Consider the following 15,868-nt stretch of genomic DNA (forward strand, 5'->3'; position numbering starts at 1 on the left):
CGCGCCGGGGTACGGGGGGCGGGAGGCGGCACGCGCGGGGCAGCCGCCGCCCCGGGCCTCCCGGCGGCCGGTACCGTGCTTGCGCGGCGGCGGGTGTCAGGCGGTGGGCCGCTGCTCGGCCTTCCCTCCGACGGGCTCCGTCGCGGCGACGGTGGCCGGCGGCGCGGTGGCCTTGGCGGGCCCGGTGGCGGTTCCGGGGGACGCGGGGGTCTTGGGGGCAACGGACGGGACGGCCGCGTCGTTCCGCGTCGCCCGGCCCTCGGCCTTGCGGACGCGTGCGGAGTGGCCGAGGCCGCGGGCGAGGACGGGCGGCTTCTGCGGACCGCGCGCCGGGGGCGCGACGGCGAGCAGCAGCAGGTGCGACGACGACCGTGTGGTGGCCAGCACTGCCGCCCCCTTTCCCAGCGGGCCCGCGCCTTTCGGCGGGCATCGGCATCCACTATGCCCCAAGCCCCCGGCGGCCGGGCTCCCCGCCCCGTCCCCGGGGCCCTTCCCGGCTGTTCCTTACCGGGACATGCCCCCGGGGGGCCTCCCCCGTGCGGCCCCGGCGGTCCGCCCCGGTCCGCCGCGCGGGGGCCGGGCGCGACACCCCGCGCGCGGCGGACGTGTACCGCGCATCCCCGGACGTATCGTCAGATGAAGTGACTGACAGGAAATTTCGCCGGACTCCCGAGGAAGGAAGTGCCGCCCGTGCCGAGTGAGCCGGACCGAACGAGCGCACCCGGGGCGCCGCGCGAACCCGACCGGACCGGTACGCCCGGCGCGTCCGGCCCGCCGGACAGCCGCGCGGCGCACCTGGGCGCGGCGCACCTGGGCGCAGTGGACCGCGCCGTGCGCGTGCTGGAGGCCGCCGACCGGGCCGGCGGGCGCATGCGCACCGACCGGCACCGCGGCTTCCTGCTCGATGACGGCTTCCAGGTGTCCAACACCTCCCACCCGCAGGTCAGACGGCGCCTGCACCTGCGCGCCCTGCGGCTGCGGCCCTTCACCCCCGGCGTGCTCGTGCAGACCGAGCGCGGTGCGCGCCGCGCTGGCCGACGTCCACGGCACGGACACCGGCGGCTGGGAGCACGTGGCGTCGCGCACGGTTTCCGAGGCGCTGCCCGTCATGGTGCCGCCCCGGCCGCTGAGCCGCACGACGCGCGTCGGCCCCGGCCGGTACGTCTGCGGCGACCACCGGGCCACGGGCCCGGTGCAGGGCGCCCTGGCCTCCGGGGCGCGGGCGGCGCGGGAGGTGCTCGCCGACGTCCCGTGACCGGGCCCCTTGCACACCTCGGAGCGCCCGCCAGCCCCGCACGAGTGAACACTGCGACACCTGTTCCCACTTGGCCGCGAGGGCGTTAGGTTGCCCTGCGACGCGTCCGCAACCCGGACACGGCACGTCCCACGTCGAACAGCGGTCGCAGCCCGGCCCGTTCGACCCGCACGTCCCCCGGGCCCGCGCGGACCGCCGCGGTCCGCTCGCGCCCGGACCTGCCCGGCCGCCCCTGCCGAACCCATCGGAAGGACCGTCAGTGCACCGTTCACCCACCAGTACCAGACGCCGTACCGTCGCCGCGCTCGCCGCGACGGCCGTGGCCACGCCCCTGCTGCTCGCCGCCGGGACCGCCCCCGCCGCCGCCAAGCAGGACCCGGCGGACCGCGGGGAGAAGCTGGCCCGGCACCTCGTGCAGCGGACCACCGGCGACGGCGCCCTGCGCCACATGCGGGTCTTCCAGGCCATCGCCGACGCGAACGACGGCAACCGCGCCGCCGGCTCGCGCGGCTACGACCTGTCCGCCCGGTACGCGGGCCTGCTGCTCCGCGCGGCCGGGTACAAGGTGACGTACCAGGACTTCGACTTCACCTACCGCGAGACCGTCGCCGAGAACCTGACGCAGCTCACACCCGAGCGGCGCGAGATCCCGCTGCGGCTCATGACGTACACCCCGAGCACGCCCGAGGGCGGCATCGAGGCGGCCGTCACCGAGGTCCCGGTGGACGAGGACGCCACCACCGGCTGCACCGCCGACGACTACGCCTCCGGCGACTTCACCGGCCGCATCGCCCTCATCCAGCGCGGCGGCTGCGCGTTCGCCGAGAAGCAGACGGCGGCGGCCGAGGCGGGCGCGATCGGCGCCGTCGTCTACAACAACACCGAGGGGGAGCTGAACGGCACGCTCGGCGACCCTGACGTCGGCGTCATCCCCACCGCCGGCCTCTCCCAGGCGGACGGCCAGGCGCTGTCGGCGGCGGTGGCGGCCGGGGAGGTGACCGTCAACCTGGAGGTCATCGAGTTCCAGGAGGAGCGCACCACGTCCAATGTCATCGCCGAGACGCGCGGGGGCGACCCGGACAACGTGGTGATGGTCGGCGCCCACCTCGACTCCGTCGCGGACGGGCCGGGCATCAACGACAACGCCTCCGGTTCCGCCGGGGTGCTGGAGACGGCCCTCCAGTACGCCAAGGCCACCAAGCAGTGGCACCGGGGCCACCCGAAGCAGCCGGCCAACAAGGTGCGCTTCGCGCTGTGGAGCGCCGAGGAACTCGGACTGCTGGGCGCCGAGCACTACGTGGGCGAGCTGTCCGAGGCCGAGCGGGAGCGCATCGCGCTCTACCTCAACTTCGACATGATCGCCTCGCCCAACTACGGCCTGTTCGTCTACGACGGCGACGACTCCGACGGCGTGGGCGAGGGCCCGGGCCCGGAGGGCTCGGCGCAGATCGAGCACGGGATCAGCGAGTTCATCCGCTCGCGGGGCGAGGAGCCGCGCGGCACGGACTTCTCCGGGCGCTCGGACTACGGCCCCTTCATCGCCGTCGGCATCCCCTCGGGCGGCACCTTCACCGGCGCGGAGGGCGTGAAGACGCCGGAGCAGGTCGCCCTGTGGGGCGGCGAGGCCGGGACGGCGTACGACGCCTGCTACCACCAGGCGTGCGACGACATCCGCAACGTCAGCAAGAAGGCGCTGGACGTCAACGTACGGGTGATCGCGGACGCGGTCGGCCGCTACGCCTGGAACACCTCCTCGCTGTGGGACGAGGTGCCGTTCGTGCCCTCCGGCGCGGGCGCCGACACCGACGGCGGTCACGACCACGGCCACGGCGGCGCGACGGAGTAGCCCCTTTCCCTCACCGGTTGCCCGCCGGGCGCCGGGCCGGTTCCCGGTCCGGCGCCCGGCGGGTGGGTGCGCGCGGACCCGGGGCGCGTGCGGGCGCCCGCACGCGCCCCGGCGAAAGCTGCGCCGCGCGCCGCGCGCCCGGTAGGCTTTCCGTGTGATCTTCAAGCGCATCGGAAACGGCCGGCCGTACCCGGACCACGGCAGGGACAGCACCCGCCAGTGGGCGGACGTCGCCCCGCGTCCGGTCCGCCTCGACCAGCTCGTCACCACCAAGGGGCAGCTCGACCTGGAGACGCTCCTCGCGGAGGACTCGACGTTCTACGGCGACCTGTTCGCGCACGTCGTGAAGTGGCAGGGCGACCTCTACCTGGAGGACGGGCTGCACCGGGCCGTGCGGGCGGCGCTCCAGCAGCGCCAGGTGCTGCACGCCCGGGTGCTGGAGCTGGGCTGACGGCCCTCCCGCCGCCGGTCCCGGGAGCCGCCGGACGCGCGTCCCGCCGTCCGCCGGTCCCTTTTCCGCAGCGTTGTGATCCTTTCGGGGACCGCCCCGCACCTCTCAGCTCATCAGCCAGTACGCACATCGGTGTGACGGCGATACCCTGCGCTCATGAGCATGCTGACGCCCCCCGGCATGGGCGGCAAGTACCGCATCACGGGTGACCGCTACCCGCGCATGCGGCCGCGTCGCGGCCGCCGCCGGATGGTGCTGGGCGCCGTCGGCGCCATCACGGCGCTCGGCCTGCTGTCCTTCGGGGCGGTCCAGCTCCTCTCCGGCCGGGGGGAGTCCGTCACCACGGCGGCGCACACGGCGCCCTGCACCGCCGGGCCGGAGCAGCGGCCGGTCTCCGGGCAGCAGGCCGAGCCGGTCCGGCCGCCGGAACCGGCGGCCGTCACCGTCAACGTCTACAACGCCACCCAGCGCACCGGCCTGGCCAGGAAGACGGCCGACGAGCTGGGCGAGCGCGGCTTCACCATCGGCGCCGTCGAGAACGCGCCGCCGGAGCTGGACGGGAAGGTCCGCGCGGCGGGCCTGCTCGTCGCCGCCCCCGAACTGGCGGAGTCCGGCACCCTCGCGCTGCTCGGCGCCCACCTGGCGGACGCGGAGCCGCGCACGGACGCCGCACGCCGGGGCGAGGCGGCCGAGAGCGTGGACCTCGTCCTCGGGGACGCCTACCGGGCGCTGGCCCGACCGCAGGCGGCGGCCCGCACGCTGACGGCGCTGGCCAGCCCCTCGCCGAGCCCGAGCCCGTCCGGCTGCTGACTCCGGGCCCGTCGGGCGGCCGGTGCCGCCGGACGCACCGGGACGCACCGGCGGGTGCGGCCCCGCGGCCGGGGCCGTTTCTGAGGCCGGGTCAGCCCGCCGTGCCGTACATCCGGTCACCGGCGTCGCCCAGACCCGGCACGATGTAGCCGTTCTCGTTCAGGCGCTCGTCCACGGCGGCGGTCACGACCGTCACCGGGGTGCCGGCCAGTTCGCGCTCCATGAGGTCCACGCCCTCGGGGGCGGCGAGCAGGCACAGCGCGGTCACGTCGTCGGCGCCGCGCGCGATCAGCTCCCGGATCGCGGCGACCAGCGTGCCGCCGGTGGCCAGCATCGGGTCCAGCACGTAGACCTGCCGCCCGGACAGCTCCTCGGGCATGCGCGTGGCGTACGTGGACGCCTGGAGGGTCTCCTCGTCGCGGATCATGCCCAGGAAGCCGACCTCGGCCGTCGGCAGGAGCCGCACCATGCCGTCCAGCATGCCGAGCCCCGCGCGCAGGATCGGCACGACCAGCGGGCGCGGCCGGGACAGCCGCACTCCGGTCGTGCGCGTGACGGGCGTGGCGATGTCGACCTGCTCGGTGCGCACGTCCCGGGTGGCCTCGTACGCGAGCAGGGTCACCAGCTCGTCGGCGAGGCGCCGGAAGGTGGGCGAATCGGTGCGCTGGTCGCGCAGGGTGGTCAGTTTGTGCGCCACCAGCGGGTGGTCGACGACGTGGGTCCGCATGCCCCCGACCCTACCGGTGGCATGAAACAGGTGTTCCGGGGAAAGTGATGGCATACGCGGAGGTGAGGCCGAAATGTCCGAAGCGCAGTACGACGCGCAGTACGACGCCAGGTCCCGTTCCCGGGGTGCCGTCCACCGGGGTGCCGCTCAGCGCGGCGCCGCACGGCACGGCCATGTCGAGCGGAACCACCCGGAACCGGCTCCCTACGAGAGCGCCCCCGACCCGGAACGGCTGCGCAGGCGGGCCCTGTTCCTGCGCGAGCTGAGCGAGGCGAAGGCCCTGCGCGACCGGGTCAAGCCCCGCAGGGCGCGGGCCGCCCGGATGCGCGAGCAGATGCGGATGCGCACGTTCCGCTGGTGAGACCGCCGCCGTCCGCGGCCCCGCCGCCCGGGGCGAGCGGACGGACGACCGACAAACACCTGCCCGACGCACGCCCGAAGACTCCTCCAGGAGCCCTGGTTTCTGTCACGATTCCGAGTGAGCGGGGCGCCGCCCCACTTGAGCACTCGGGAACACCGGAAACCAGTGGGAGAGTCACGGTGTACTTCGCCGCACTGCTCGCTCGTACCGAAGAGGGTTGGGTAGCGAGCGACACGGACCTCGACGACGTGGAGACCCTGGCCGATCTGGCCGACCTCGCCCGCGAGGCGTCGGCCGACGACGACACGGTCCTGGTCTGCATCGAACAGGAAGGCGCCTGGTTCGGCATCGTCCGGGTGGACGGTGAGGAGGACCCCCGGATCTTCGTCTCCAGCGCCGCGGCGGCGCAGCGCAGCGCGTACGGGGAGATCCTGCTCACCGACGAACTCCTCGGGCGGGAGCCGAAGGCCGCGGACGACCTCGACAGCCTCACCGACCTCGACGGCACCGAGGACGGGGAGCCGGCCCCGGACGGCGACGAGCCGGGGCCGGGCTCCGACGCCGTCCCGGAGGGGCCGGTCGGCGACGCGGAGCTGCTGGCCGACATCGGGGTCGAGGAGAAGGAGGTGCTGTCCCTGTCCGCCGACGACGCGCTCGGGGAGATCGCGGACGCGCTCGGCTGCGCGGAACTGCTGGAGGCGGTCCGGTGACCGGCGCCTGAGCGGCGACACTGGACCGCATGGCGCCCAGCACCCCCGTCCCGCCCCCGCCCCCGCACCGTGACCCGCCGCAGGACCCGCTCCGGGGCCCCTGGCGCCCCGCCATGCGGACCGCCCTGTCCGAGGCCGCCCGCGCCCCGGACACCGGTGACGTGCCGGTGGGCGCGGTGGTGCTGGGCCCGGACGGGTCGGTGCTGGGCCGGGGCCGCAACGAGCGCGAGGCCACCGGGGACCCGACCGCCCACGCGGAGGTCCTGGCGCTGCGCGCCGCCGCCGGGACGCGCGGCGCGTGGCGCCTGGGCGGCTGCACCCTCGTCGTGACCCTGGAGCCGTGCACGATGTGCGCGGGCGCGCTCGTGCTGGCCCGGGTGGACCGCGTCGTCTACGGCGCCCGCGACCCGAAGGCGGGTGCCGCCGGCTCCCTGTGGGACGTCGTCCGCGACCGCCGCCTCAACCACCGCCCCGAGGTCGTCCCCGGCGTCCTGGCGGCGGAGTGCGGCGCCCTCCTGACGGACTTCTTCCGCGGCCGCCCGGACACCGATTTCGGTCCGCGGCGGGGGGTGGGCTAAACTCCGTCCCGGTAGCGTGTCCGAGCGGCCGAAGGAGCTCGCCTCGAAAGCGAGTGAGGGGGCAACTCCTCCGTGGGTTCAAATCCCACCGCTACCGCTGTGATCGCCGAAGGGCCGGACCGACAGGTCCGGCCCTTCGGCGTGGGCGTTAGACTCGCGCGACTGCGTGCAGGGGAGGCGGCGCAGCGGGGACGCTGGAGGGGCGGCACGTGCAGATAAAGAAGGTCCTGACGACCATCCTCGTCGTCTTCGTGCTGTACACGATCGTGACGTCGCCCGAGCGGGCCGCCGAGCTGGTGGGGGTGGGCTTCCAGGGGGTCAGCGACGCCGCGGGCGGCGTGGGCGACTTCATGACCGAGCTGATCGGCTGACACTGGTCCGAACGGCCCTCTGGGCGGCGCCCGCGAAGGGCCGTTCGGTTGCACGCTGAACCAACACGGATTTTCCCGGTGCTTGCACACGGTCATGGCAAATTGTGATGCTATGACCGCTTTCGCCGGGAGAGGGACCGTGAAGGGGTGGTGCGAAGAATGGCGGCGACTCAGGCCGGCGAGAGCCGCAGCGCGAGGACGAGGGCGCTGACCCAGGTTCTCTTCGAACAGCTCGCCGCGCAGTCGCCGGGCACTCCGGAGCACCGCAGGGTCCGCAGCGCGCTGATCGAGGCCAACATCCCGCTCGTGCGCTACGTCGCCGCGCGCTTCCGGCACCGCAACGAGCCGATGGAGGACGTCGTCCAGGTCGGCACGATCGGCCTGATCAACGCCATCGACCGCTTCGACCCGGAGCGCGGCGTGCAGTTCCCGACCTTCGCCATGCCCACGATCATCGGGGAGATCCGCCGGTACTTCCGGGACAACGTGCGCACCGTCCACGTCCCGCGGCGGCTGCACGAGATGTGGGCGCAGGTGAGCGCGGCGGGCGAGGACCTGACCGTGCTGTACGGGCGCAATCCGACCACGGCGGAGATCGCGGGGCGGCTCGGTGTCGGCGAGGAGGAGGTGCTGGCCTGCATGGAGGCGGGCCGCGCCTACCGGGCGACGTCCCTGGAGGCCGCGCAGGAGCGGGACGACGGGATGCCCGGGCTCATCGACCGGCTCGGCTACGAGGACCCGGCGCTGGCCGGGGTCGAGCACCGCGATCTCGTGCGCCACCTGCTCGTGCAGTTGCCCGAGCGTGAGCAGCGGATTCTGCTCCTGCGGTACTACGGGAACCTGACGCAGTCCCAGATCAGTGCGGAGCTGGGGGTGTCGCAGATGCACGTGTCCCGTTTGCTGTCGCGGAGCTTCGCCCGTCTGCGTGCCGCAAACACCATCGACGCCTAATCAGTTCGAGCGACACACGACCGGGTTGCGCACACATGGAGCTGTGCTGTTTTATCGACATGGCGCTACGTCGTGTTGCTGACTTGTGACATTCTGCAAGAACCGCGTTTGCCGTGGCCGTGCCGCCGGTATTGAGCTGGGGGTGCACCCTCGCCTGCGAGGGGGCCGCTGCGACCCGTCCGCGACCTCAAGGGGGTGGCATGTCCGTAGAACTGGGCAGCTCCAAGGTGCTCACCGACGTCATCGGCACTGACGCCGAGGCCGGCACGTCGGCCGAGGCACCCGGCGACGCCGGGCTTCCGCCGGACGTCACCGCGCTCGACACCCGGACCCTGTCCCGCTCCCTGTTCCTGCGGCTGGCGGCGCTCGCGCAGGACAGCCCGGAGCGGGCCTACGTCCGGGACACCCTGATCGAGCTGAACCTGCCGCTGGTGCGTTACGCGGCAGCCCGCTTCCGCAGCCGCAACGAGCCGATGGAGGACATCGTCCAGGTCGGCACGATCGGCCTCATCAAGGCCATCGACCGCTTCGACTGCGAACGCGGCGTGGAGTTCCCCACGTTCGCGATGCCGACCGTCGTCGGCGAGATCAAGCGCTTCTTCCGGGACACCTCCTGGTCGGTGCGCGTGCCGCGGCGGCTCCAGGAGCTGCGGCTGGCGCTCACGAAGGCCAGCGACGAGCTGTCGCAGCAGCTCGACCGCTCCCCCACCGTGGCCGAGCTGGCCGTCTGCCTCGGGGTCTCCGAGGAGGACGTGGTGGACGGGCTCGCGGTCGGCAACGCCTACACCGCCAGCTCGCTGGACTCCCCGTCGCTGGAGGAGGACGGCGGCGAGGGTTCGCTCGCGGACCGCCTCGGCTACGAGGACACCGCCCTGGAGGGCGTGGAGTACCGGGAGTCGCTCAAGCCGCTGCTGGCGCGGCTGCCCGCGCGCGAGCGGCAGATCATCATGCTGCGGTTCTTCGCCAACATGACGCAGTCGCAGATCGGCGAGGAGGTCGGCATCTCGCAGATGCACGTCTCGCGGCTGCTGACCCGCACCCTGGCCCAGCTCCGCGACGGGCTGATCTCCGAGGAGTGAGGCGGCGCGGTGACGCCCAGACGCGGGCGTCACCGCAGCCGGGCGTCACCGCGCACCAGCGTCACCCGCACCCGGGCGTCTCCGCACGCCGGGCAAGGCGGTGCCGTGGCGCCGGGCTCAGGAAGCTGCGGGCTCCGGAGCACCGGGCTCCGGAGCGGCGGGTGCCGGGCGGGTCAGAAGGCGAGCCAGGCGACGGCCGCGATGACCAGGACGGCCACGACGACGCCTGCGATCAGCCCGACGCGCGGGCCCTTGGCGGCCGCGGCCGGGGCGGCGGGACGCTCGGGCGCGCCCTCGTCGACGAAGGCGCGGAACATCTGGGTGCTGCCCGCCGGGTCGTGCTGGCCCTCGGGGCCCTGCGGCGCTTGGGGGTGGTGTGCCATACGCGTGACCTTAGCGAACCGGCGGCCCGCGTTCCACGCCCGGGAGCTTTAAGGATTGTTTGCCTCACGTGCCCCGGTTTCCGCTTGGACCGGTCCGGCCTCCGCCCCTACAGTTGCTTAGAGCAACGAACTATGGAGGACGTGTATGGCGGCGCCGACGGATACGGCCCACGCGGAGATACCCAGGGGCGCGGGCACCGGCGGCCGGGTGCCCGGGGCGCCCGGCCCCACCGGTGCGCCCACGATGACCCACCGGCAGATCATGGAGGCGCTGTCCGGGCTGCTGCTCGGCATGTTCGTCGCCATCCTGTCGTCCACGGTGGTCTCCAACGCGCTGCCGCAGATCGTCTCCGACCTCGGTGGCGGTCAGAGCGCCTACACCTGGGTCGTCACGGCCTCCCTGCTGACCATGACCGCCTCCACCCCGCTGTGGGGCAAGCTCGCCGACCTCGTCAGCAAGAAGGCGCTCGTCCAGACCGCCATCGTCGTCTTCGTGCTGGCCTCGGCGGGCGCCGGACTGTCGCAGTCCACGGGGACGCTGATCGCCTTCCGCGCCGTGCAGGGCCTCGGCATGGGCGGCCTGGTGGCACTCGCCCAGACGATCCTGGCCGCGATGGTCTCCCCGCGCGAACGCGGTCGCTACAGCGGCTACTTCGGGGCCACCTTCGCCGTGGCGACGGTCGGCGGGCCGCTGCTGGGCGGCATCCTCACCGACACCCCGGGGCTCGGCTGGCGCTGGTGCTTCTACGTCGGCGTGCCCTTCGCGGTCATCGCGCTGATCGTCCTCCAGAAGACGCTGCGGCTGCCCGTGGTGCGCCGCGAGGGCGTGAAGGTCGACTGGCGGGGCGCGGTGCTGATCAGCGCGGCCGTCTCGCTGCTGCTCATCTGGGTCACGCTGGCCGGGAAGAACTACCCGTGGCTGTCCTGGCAGACGGCCGTCATGACCAGCGGCTCGGTGCTGCTGGCCCTGGCCTTCGTCGCCGTGGAGTCCAGGGCGCCCGAACCGATCATCCCGCTGCGGCTGTTCCGCAACCGGACGATCACGCTCACCGCGCTGGCGTCCATGTTCGTCGGCATCGCGATGTTCGGCGCGACGGTCTTCCTCAGCCAGTACTTCCAGCTCGCGCGCGGCCAGTCCCCGACCATGTCCGGCGTCATGACCATCCCGATGATCGCGGGCCTCTTCCTGTCCTCCACCGCCTCTGGCCTGATCATCACCCGCACCGGGCGCTGGAAGGCGTGGCTGGTGACGGGCGCGGTCCTGGTCACGGCGGGGATCGGGCTGCTGGGCACCATGCGCCACGACACCCCGTACTGGCGGGTCGCGCTCTTCATGGCGCTGCTGGGCCTCGGCATCGGCATGATGATGCAGAACCTGGTGCTGGCCACGCAGAACCAGGTCTCCGTCGCCGACCTCGGCACCGCCAGCTCCACGGTCACCTTCTTCCGCTCCCTGGGCGGCGCGGTGGGCGTCTCGGTGATGGGCGCGGTGCTCTCCGAGCGCATCACGCGCTACATGGCCGACGGCATGGCCCGCGCCGGGATCTCCCACGGCGGTCCGACGGGCGGCGGCGGCTCCGCCATCCCGGACCTGGACGCGCTGCCCGGCCCGGTGCGCGCCGTCGTGGAGAGCGCCTACGGGCACGGCATCGCCGACGTCTACCTCTACGCGACGCCCGTCGCCGCCGTCGCGCTGGTGCTGGTGCTGTGCGTGCGCGAGGTGCCGCTGAAGACGGCGTCGGCCCTGGAGTCGCCCGCTGCGAAGTCCTGAGCCGGGGATCGGGGCCGTAGCCCCGGGCTCCCCGGACCGCCGCACTCACGGCCGTCACCGCCCCGCGTCAGCGGCGGCGGTGACGGCCGCGGCGCGTCCGGGGACGGCGGTGACGGCCCCGTCCGCCGCTGCGGGACGGCCGGGGCGCCGCGGACGGCGCCGGGGCGCGCCGGGCGCGGCGCAGCAGGAGGCAGGCGAGCAGGCCGCCCGCGAGGACGGCTGCCGCGCCCGCGTACTGGCCGGTGCGCACGCCGTCCGCGAAGGCGTCCGCCACCGCCGCCCGGTCCGCCGCGCCGGGTGCGGCGGCGAGCGCGTCGGGCAGGGAGTGCGCGCCGACGGCCGCGGGCAGGAGCAGCGCGGTGAACCGGGAGCTGAGCACGGCGACGCCCAGGCTGTTCCCGAACTCGGCGAGCGTGCCGTTGACGCCCGCGCCCACGCCCGCCCGTTCCCGCGGGACGGCCGACATCAGGGCGTTGGCCATCGTGGGCAGGGCGAGGGCCACACCGGTCCCGATGACGACGAGCCCGGCGGCCACGGGCCCGTACCCGTCGCTGCCCCAGCGGGCCACCACCGCGAGCCCGGTGGCGAGCAGGCCCATGCCGAGCAGGACGGTCACCGGGGCGCCCAGCCGGGCGGCGGTGCGCCCTTCCTGCGGCGCGGCGCCGGGCCGCTGAACGCCAGGTGCGGGGGTCCCGGGGACGCACCGGTGAAACCGCCGGTCGCCGCGCGGGCCGGGCGAGGGGCGTGCGCGTGTCCACGGCTCCGGGCGGCCGGGGCCCGGCCGGGGGCGCGGCGACGACATGGCGACGCGGTGGCACCGTGACGCGGTGACGCGGTGACGCGGTGACGCGGTGACGCGGTGACGCGGTGACGCGGTGACGCGGTGACGCGGTGACGCGGTGACGCGGTGACGCGGTGACGCGGGCTGGATCCCGGGTACGCGGCGGGTGTTTCCGGCCTTTCGGGACCGGGGCGCGAGCGGCTCGGCTCTGTCGGTCGGCACCGCGGGAAAGCGGGTCGTCGCAGGCCACGCGCGGCTCGGCGCAGTCACTTCACGCCACTGGTTGAATACGCAAAGCTTCTTGTTCTGTTCGGTCGATGTGCATCTGGTGAAGGTTCTCGACAGACTCCGGACCGTAGAACCGCACGCCAACGAACAATTCCGAGCGGAAGGAAGCACACCATGCGGATCACCGCGAAGCTGGCCACGGGCGTCCTGTTAACAGCAGCCGCGTTCGTGCCGCTGGGCGGCGCCGCCCAGGCCGCGCCCGCCACCCCGGGCCCCGGCCCCCTCGGGCCCACGGCCCTCACGCTGACCGTCGCCCAGGGCGACAGCGCCGCCACCACGGTCCCCGAACGGGCCGTGACGCTCACCTGTGCCCCGCAACCCGGCGGTACGCACCCGGACGCCGCCGCGGCCTGCCGCCAGCTCCGGGCGGCGGAGGGGGACTTCGGCAGCCTCAACGACCCGGACGGGACGTTCTGCCCCATGCACTACGACCCGGTCGTCGTCACCGCCCAGGGCGTGTGGGACGGCCGCCGCGTCTCCCACGAGCACACCTACGGCAACGCGTGCGTGAAGAACGCGGAAGGCGGGGCCGTCTTCGCCTTCTGAGTACCGCACGCACGCTCCAGAACGTCCCGCGCAGCCTCCCCGCGGCGGGACGCTTCCGGGGGCGGTCCGGAGGCTCCCCCGCTCTCCGTGGCCGCCCCCGGTCCGTCTGTTCCGCGCCGCCGCGGGGCGGTTCAGTCGAAGACGTACGTGGTGCCGAGGACCGCCGCGTGTTCGAGGACGTCCTCCAGCGGATCGTCGATCTGCCCCGTCGAGACGAGCGCCACCCGCGGCGCGTTGTGCGAGCCGCTGTGCGTCTCGTCCGCGGAGGCGGCCCCTGCGGGCAGGAAGAGGGCCAGCGCCAGGGCTCCCAGCACGGTCATTCTGATCTTCATGGCGTTCTTCGTCCTGCCGTCTCGTCGGATACTGCTTCGACCTGCTTATCCACCCACACGGCCCATAGGTCACGGCGACCCCGGCAGCACCATCCGAACCGGTGTCGCACCCACGGATCAGAGGTCCTCGCGCACCCAGCCGCCCCGGTCCGGCCAGTACCCGTACTGCGGGTGCCCGCCGGCGCCGCTGGTGCGGAAGGGGCGCCCGGCGTCGTCGATGCGGAGCGTGCCGGTGCGGCCCCCGGCGGACCACTCCAGCTCCAGGTACCACGCGCAGTCGCACCCGGCCGTCGTCGCGTTGACGCGCAGGACCTGCGGCTCCGCCCTGGACACCCGGAAGGGGAACCGCTCGGCGGGGAGCACCCGCCCCGTCTCACCGCCCGCGTCGTACCCGTCGACCGGACGGGTCAGCGGCCGGCCGGCGTCCAGGTCCACGGCGAAGTGAGCGGGCGTGAGGGCGCCGCCGCAGCCGTGGTCCATCGCATAGGACGGCCACGGCAGCGGCGTGCGCCGCTCGGCCACCCGGACGTGCAGGTCCAGCAGGACGACCGGGGTGGCGCCGGTGCCCTGCACGGTGACCTCCAGGTTCGTGCGGCCGCCGTGCACCGCGCCCAGCTCCGCCGCCCACGCGCGGGCGTCCTGCCCGGCGGGCGGCGGCGGCACGTCGGCGGGACCGGCGACACCGGGGTCCACGAGGTACCGGTGGCCGCACTCGGCCTGCCACACGTGGGACCGGGCCGTCACGGTCAGCGGCGCGGAACCGGGCCGCGGGGGCTCGGCGGAACCGGAGGCGCGGGCGGTGCCCTCCGGCGGCGCCGGGACGGGCCGCGGCGCCTGCGGAACGGCGGGCTGCGGGGAGCGGGAGGCCGGTGCGGAACCGGACGCGGACGGGGAACCGGAACCGTCCGCCGAGGGGCTGCCGGGGTCCTGCGGAACCTGCGGCCGCGCGGCGGGACCGGGCGGCTCGGCGGACGGCGGTGCCGTGCCGCCGCCCCGGACCAGGGCCAGCATCACGGGCGCCAGGAACAGGGCCAGCGCGACGACCACGGCCACCACAGCGGGCCGCCGGAACCGGACGTGCGCCGGTGCGCGGGAACCGGCGGGGGCCGGGGCCGGGCCCGGTGCTGGCTCCGGGTCCGGGTCCGGTGCCGGTGCCAGGTCCGGAACTGGCTCCGGGTCCGGGTCCGCGCCGATGGCCGGTTCTGGACCGGCCGCCGCCTCCGGTGCCACCGCCTCCGCACCGGCCGCCTCCGCACCGGCCGCCTCCCCCGGACCGGCCGCCGTCCCGGCTCCGGCCGTGGGGCCGGCCCCGGCCGGAGGGGCGGCGGCCGGAGGGCGTTCCGCCCGGTCCGCCCGGTCCGCCCGGCGGGCGTCCGCGAGGAGCCACCGCCGGTGCAGCTCCACCAGTTCCTCCGGGCCCGCCCCGCACAGCCGCGCGATCCGCTCCACCGGCGCGTAGGCCACCGGCACGGCGGCACCGTGGCAGTACCGGTGCAGCGTGGACGTGCTCATGTGCAGGCGCTGCGCGAGATACCCGTAGCTGCGTCCCGAACGCTCCTTCAGCTCGCGCAGGTACGCCGCGAACGCGGCCGTCTCCCTGGGCTCGCCCACCACGTGCATCCCCGCCGTTCCGCTGCCGACCGCCGTCCGGTGCCCTTCCGGCCGTCCCCGCCCGGCACCGCTGGCCCCCCGGGTGCCCCTCACCCGCCGTTCCCGGCGTTCCGGCGTTCCGGGCGGGCGTTCCAGGGCGGTGCCGTTTCCGCAGGCCAGCGTACTCCCCGGCGTTCCGGCGTCCCGGATGTCCGGCGGCCGGACGTCCGGCCGCCGGGGGCCGGGCAAGACTGTCGGCGGGGCCCCCGACGATGACCAGCCACGATCCAGGAGTTGCCCGATGCGCCAGACCATGCGCCGTGCCCGTGCCCGTGCCCGTACCCGTACCAGTGCCGTGCGGATCGCCGCCGCCACCGTCGCCGCCACCACCGCGGCCGGTGTCGCCGCCGCCCTCGCCGGGGCGGGACCCGCCCAGGCGACGGCCACCGCGGTTCCGTCCACATCCGGCTCCGCGTCCGGCTCCGCGTCCACGTCCGCCGCACCGTCCGCCCACGAGCTGCTGGAGGCCGGGGACCTGCCGCGTGCCCGGACCCCGTGGGTCGCCGGTCCGGTCACCGAGGGCGCCGGCGGCCAGCGGTTCTGCGTGGACGGTCTCGTGCCCGACACCGGCGCCGTGCACCGCGACTTCCACACCGACCTGGAGACCTCGGCCTTCCAGGTCGTGTACCGGGCCGCGAACGAGCGCGAGGCCCGCCAGCTGACCGCCCGGCTCCGGGCGGCGGTGGAGAACTGCGCCGACGAGCTCGCCGAGCAGTACCCGGAGGCGTCCGTCTCCGAGCGTGACTACGGCCGCGTGCACGGCATCGAGACGGCCTTCCCCGAGTCCAGCCTCAACGTGAACCTGCTCGGTGTCGCCCGGGAGGGCGCGTTCGTCACCGTCGTGCAGTGGGGTCAGATGGGCACTCTGGAGACCGCGCCGGTGCGCGGCTTCAAGAAGACGCTGCGGACGGCCGAGACCAGGCTCCGCTGACGGGGCGGCCGCGCGCGGCGGGCCCCGGTACGGGGGCCGGGGCCCGC

At 74.7% G+C, this 15,868-nt stretch carries 16 protein-coding genes, 1 tRNA gene and 3 pseudogenes; 15 read left to right on the plus strand and 5 right to left on the minus strand.

All coding sequences use genetic code 11. From position 1 onward, the window contains the following. Positions 1-96 precede the first annotated feature (96 nt). Complete coding sequence (locus V1J52_RS16575; RefSeq protein WP_330140618.1) at positions 97-387, minus strand: Sec-independent protein translocase family protein; 291 nt, start codon at positions 385-387, stop codon at positions 97-99. Positions 388-837: 450 nt separating this feature from the next. Between V1J52_RS16575 and V1J52_RS26155 the strand changes: the two are divergent. From V1J52_RS26155 to V1J52_RS16595, 5 genes and pseudogenes are all read left to right on the plus strand, one after another. Next, a pseudogene (locus V1J52_RS26155) lies at positions 838-924 on the plus strand (FAD-dependent oxidoreductase); the annotation flags it as partial. 91 nt (positions 925-1,015) lie between these two features. After that, positions 1,016-1,255 (plus strand): annotated as a pseudogene (locus V1J52_RS16580) (FAD-dependent oxidoreductase); the annotation flags it as partial. 259 nt (positions 1,256-1,514) lie between these two features. Then, entirely contained in the window at positions 1,515-3,101 is a 1,587-nt protein-coding gene (locus V1J52_RS16585; protein ID WP_330140619.1) for a M28 family metallopeptidase, read from the plus strand. A 154-nt stretch (positions 3,102-3,255) separates the two neighbouring features. Next, entirely contained in the window at positions 3,256-3,552 is a 297-nt protein-coding gene (locus V1J52_RS16590; protein ID WP_030543771.1) for a type II toxin-antitoxin system VapB family antitoxin, read from the plus strand. Between the two features lie 156 nt (positions 3,553-3,708). Further along, positions 3,709-4,362 carry a LytR C-terminal domain-containing protein gene (locus tag V1J52_RS16595; RefSeq protein ID WP_330140620.1) on the plus strand — a complete coding sequence of 218 codons (654 nt, stop codon included), beginning with the start codon at positions 3,709-3,711 and terminating at the stop codon, positions 4,360-4,362. A 91-nt stretch (positions 4,363-4,453) separates the two neighbouring features. On the opposite strand, the gene upp is transcribed toward V1J52_RS16595, so the two are convergent. Then, positions 4,454-5,089, minus strand: coding sequence for a uracil phosphoribosyltransferase (upp, locus tag V1J52_RS16600; RefSeq protein WP_330140621.1), 636 nt, complete (start codon positions 5,087-5,089; stop codon positions 4,454-4,456). A 73-nt stretch (positions 5,090-5,162) separates the two neighbouring features. Here upp and V1J52_RS16605 point away from each other — a divergent pair, with 73 nt between their 5' ends. From V1J52_RS16605 to V1J52_RS16635, 7 genes are all read left to right on the plus strand, one after another. Further along, positions 5,163-5,450 carry a hypothetical protein gene (locus V1J52_RS16605; RefSeq protein WP_330140622.1) on the plus strand — a complete coding sequence of 96 codons (288 nt, stop codon included), beginning with the start codon at positions 5,163-5,165 and terminating at the stop codon, positions 5,448-5,450. A 179-nt stretch (positions 5,451-5,629) separates the two neighbouring features. After that, complete coding sequence (locus V1J52_RS16610) at positions 5,630-6,160, plus strand: tRNA adenosine deaminase-associated protein (RefSeq protein WP_330140623.1); 531 nt, start codon at positions 5,630-5,632, stop codon at positions 6,158-6,160. Between the two features lie 29 nt (positions 6,161-6,189). Beyond that, positions 6,190-6,738: a tRNA adenosine(34) deaminase TadA gene (gene tadA / locus V1J52_RS16615; protein ID WP_330140624.1), complete on the plus strand. Its 549-nt coding sequence runs from the start codon at positions 6,190-6,192 to the stop codon at positions 6,736-6,738. A gap of 10 nt (positions 6,739-6,748) precedes the next feature. Continuing rightward, positions 6,749-6,835, plus strand: a tRNA-Ser gene (locus tag V1J52_RS16620). Between the two features lie 112 nt (positions 6,836-6,947). Beyond that, positions 6,948-7,109 (plus strand): hypothetical protein, encoded by a 162-nt coding sequence (locus V1J52_RS16625; protein WP_330140625.1) that lies wholly within the window; start codon positions 6,948-6,950, stop codon positions 7,107-7,109. 159 nt (positions 7,110-7,268) lie between these two features. Beyond that, on the plus strand, positions 7,269-8,060 hold the full coding sequence (locus tag V1J52_RS16630) for an RNA polymerase sigma factor SigF (protein ID WP_330140626.1): 792 nt from the start codon (positions 7,269-7,271) through the stop codon (positions 8,058-8,060). Between the two features lie 200 nt (positions 8,061-8,260). Further along, positions 8,261-9,139 (plus strand): RNA polymerase sigma factor SigF, encoded by an 879-nt coding sequence (locus tag V1J52_RS16635; RefSeq protein ID WP_330140627.1) that lies wholly within the window; start codon positions 8,261-8,263, stop codon positions 9,137-9,139. Between the two features lie 173 nt (positions 9,140-9,312). Here V1J52_RS16635 and V1J52_RS16640 read toward each other — a convergent pair whose 3' ends face one another. Further along, entirely contained in the window at positions 9,313-9,522 is a 210-nt protein-coding gene (locus V1J52_RS16640; protein ID WP_330140628.1) for a hypothetical protein, read from the minus strand. 244 nt (positions 9,523-9,766) lie between these two features. Here V1J52_RS16640 and V1J52_RS16645 point away from each other — a divergent pair. Together V1J52_RS16645 and V1J52_RS16655 are read left to right on the plus strand one after the other, a co-directional pair. Then, positions 9,767-11,666, plus strand: a pseudogene (locus tag V1J52_RS16645) (MDR family MFS transporter); the annotation flags it as partial. An 810-nt stretch (positions 11,667-12,476) separates the two neighbouring features. Then, a complete protein-coding gene (locus V1J52_RS16655) occupies positions 12,477-12,908 on the plus strand; it encodes a subtilase-type protease inhibitor (RefSeq protein WP_330140630.1) in 432 nt (143 codons plus the stop codon). 131 nt (positions 12,909-13,039) lie between these two features. Here V1J52_RS16655 and V1J52_RS16660 read toward each other — a convergent pair whose 3' ends face one another. Next, positions 13,040-13,240, minus strand: coding sequence for a hypothetical protein (locus tag V1J52_RS16660; protein ID WP_330140631.1), 201 nt, complete (start codon positions 13,238-13,240; stop codon positions 13,040-13,042). Between the two features lie 117 nt (positions 13,241-13,357). Further along, a complete protein-coding gene (locus V1J52_RS16665) occupies positions 13,358-14,860 on the minus strand; it encodes a helix-turn-helix domain-containing protein (protein WP_443075849.1) in 1,503 nt (500 codons plus the stop codon). A gap of 271 nt (positions 14,861-15,131) precedes the next feature. On the opposite strand from V1J52_RS16665, the gene V1J52_RS16670 reads away from it, so the two are divergent. Then, positions 15,132-15,821: a hypothetical protein gene (locus V1J52_RS16670; RefSeq protein ID WP_330140633.1), complete on the plus strand. Its 690-nt coding sequence runs from the start codon at positions 15,132-15,134 to the stop codon at positions 15,819-15,821. The last annotated feature ends 47 nt before the right edge of the window (positions 15,822-15,868 follow it).

The sequence above is a fragment of the Streptomyces solitudinis genome, assembly GCF_036323765.1.
GTDB lineage: Bacteria > Actinomycetota > Actinomycetes > Streptomycetales > Streptomycetaceae > Streptomyces.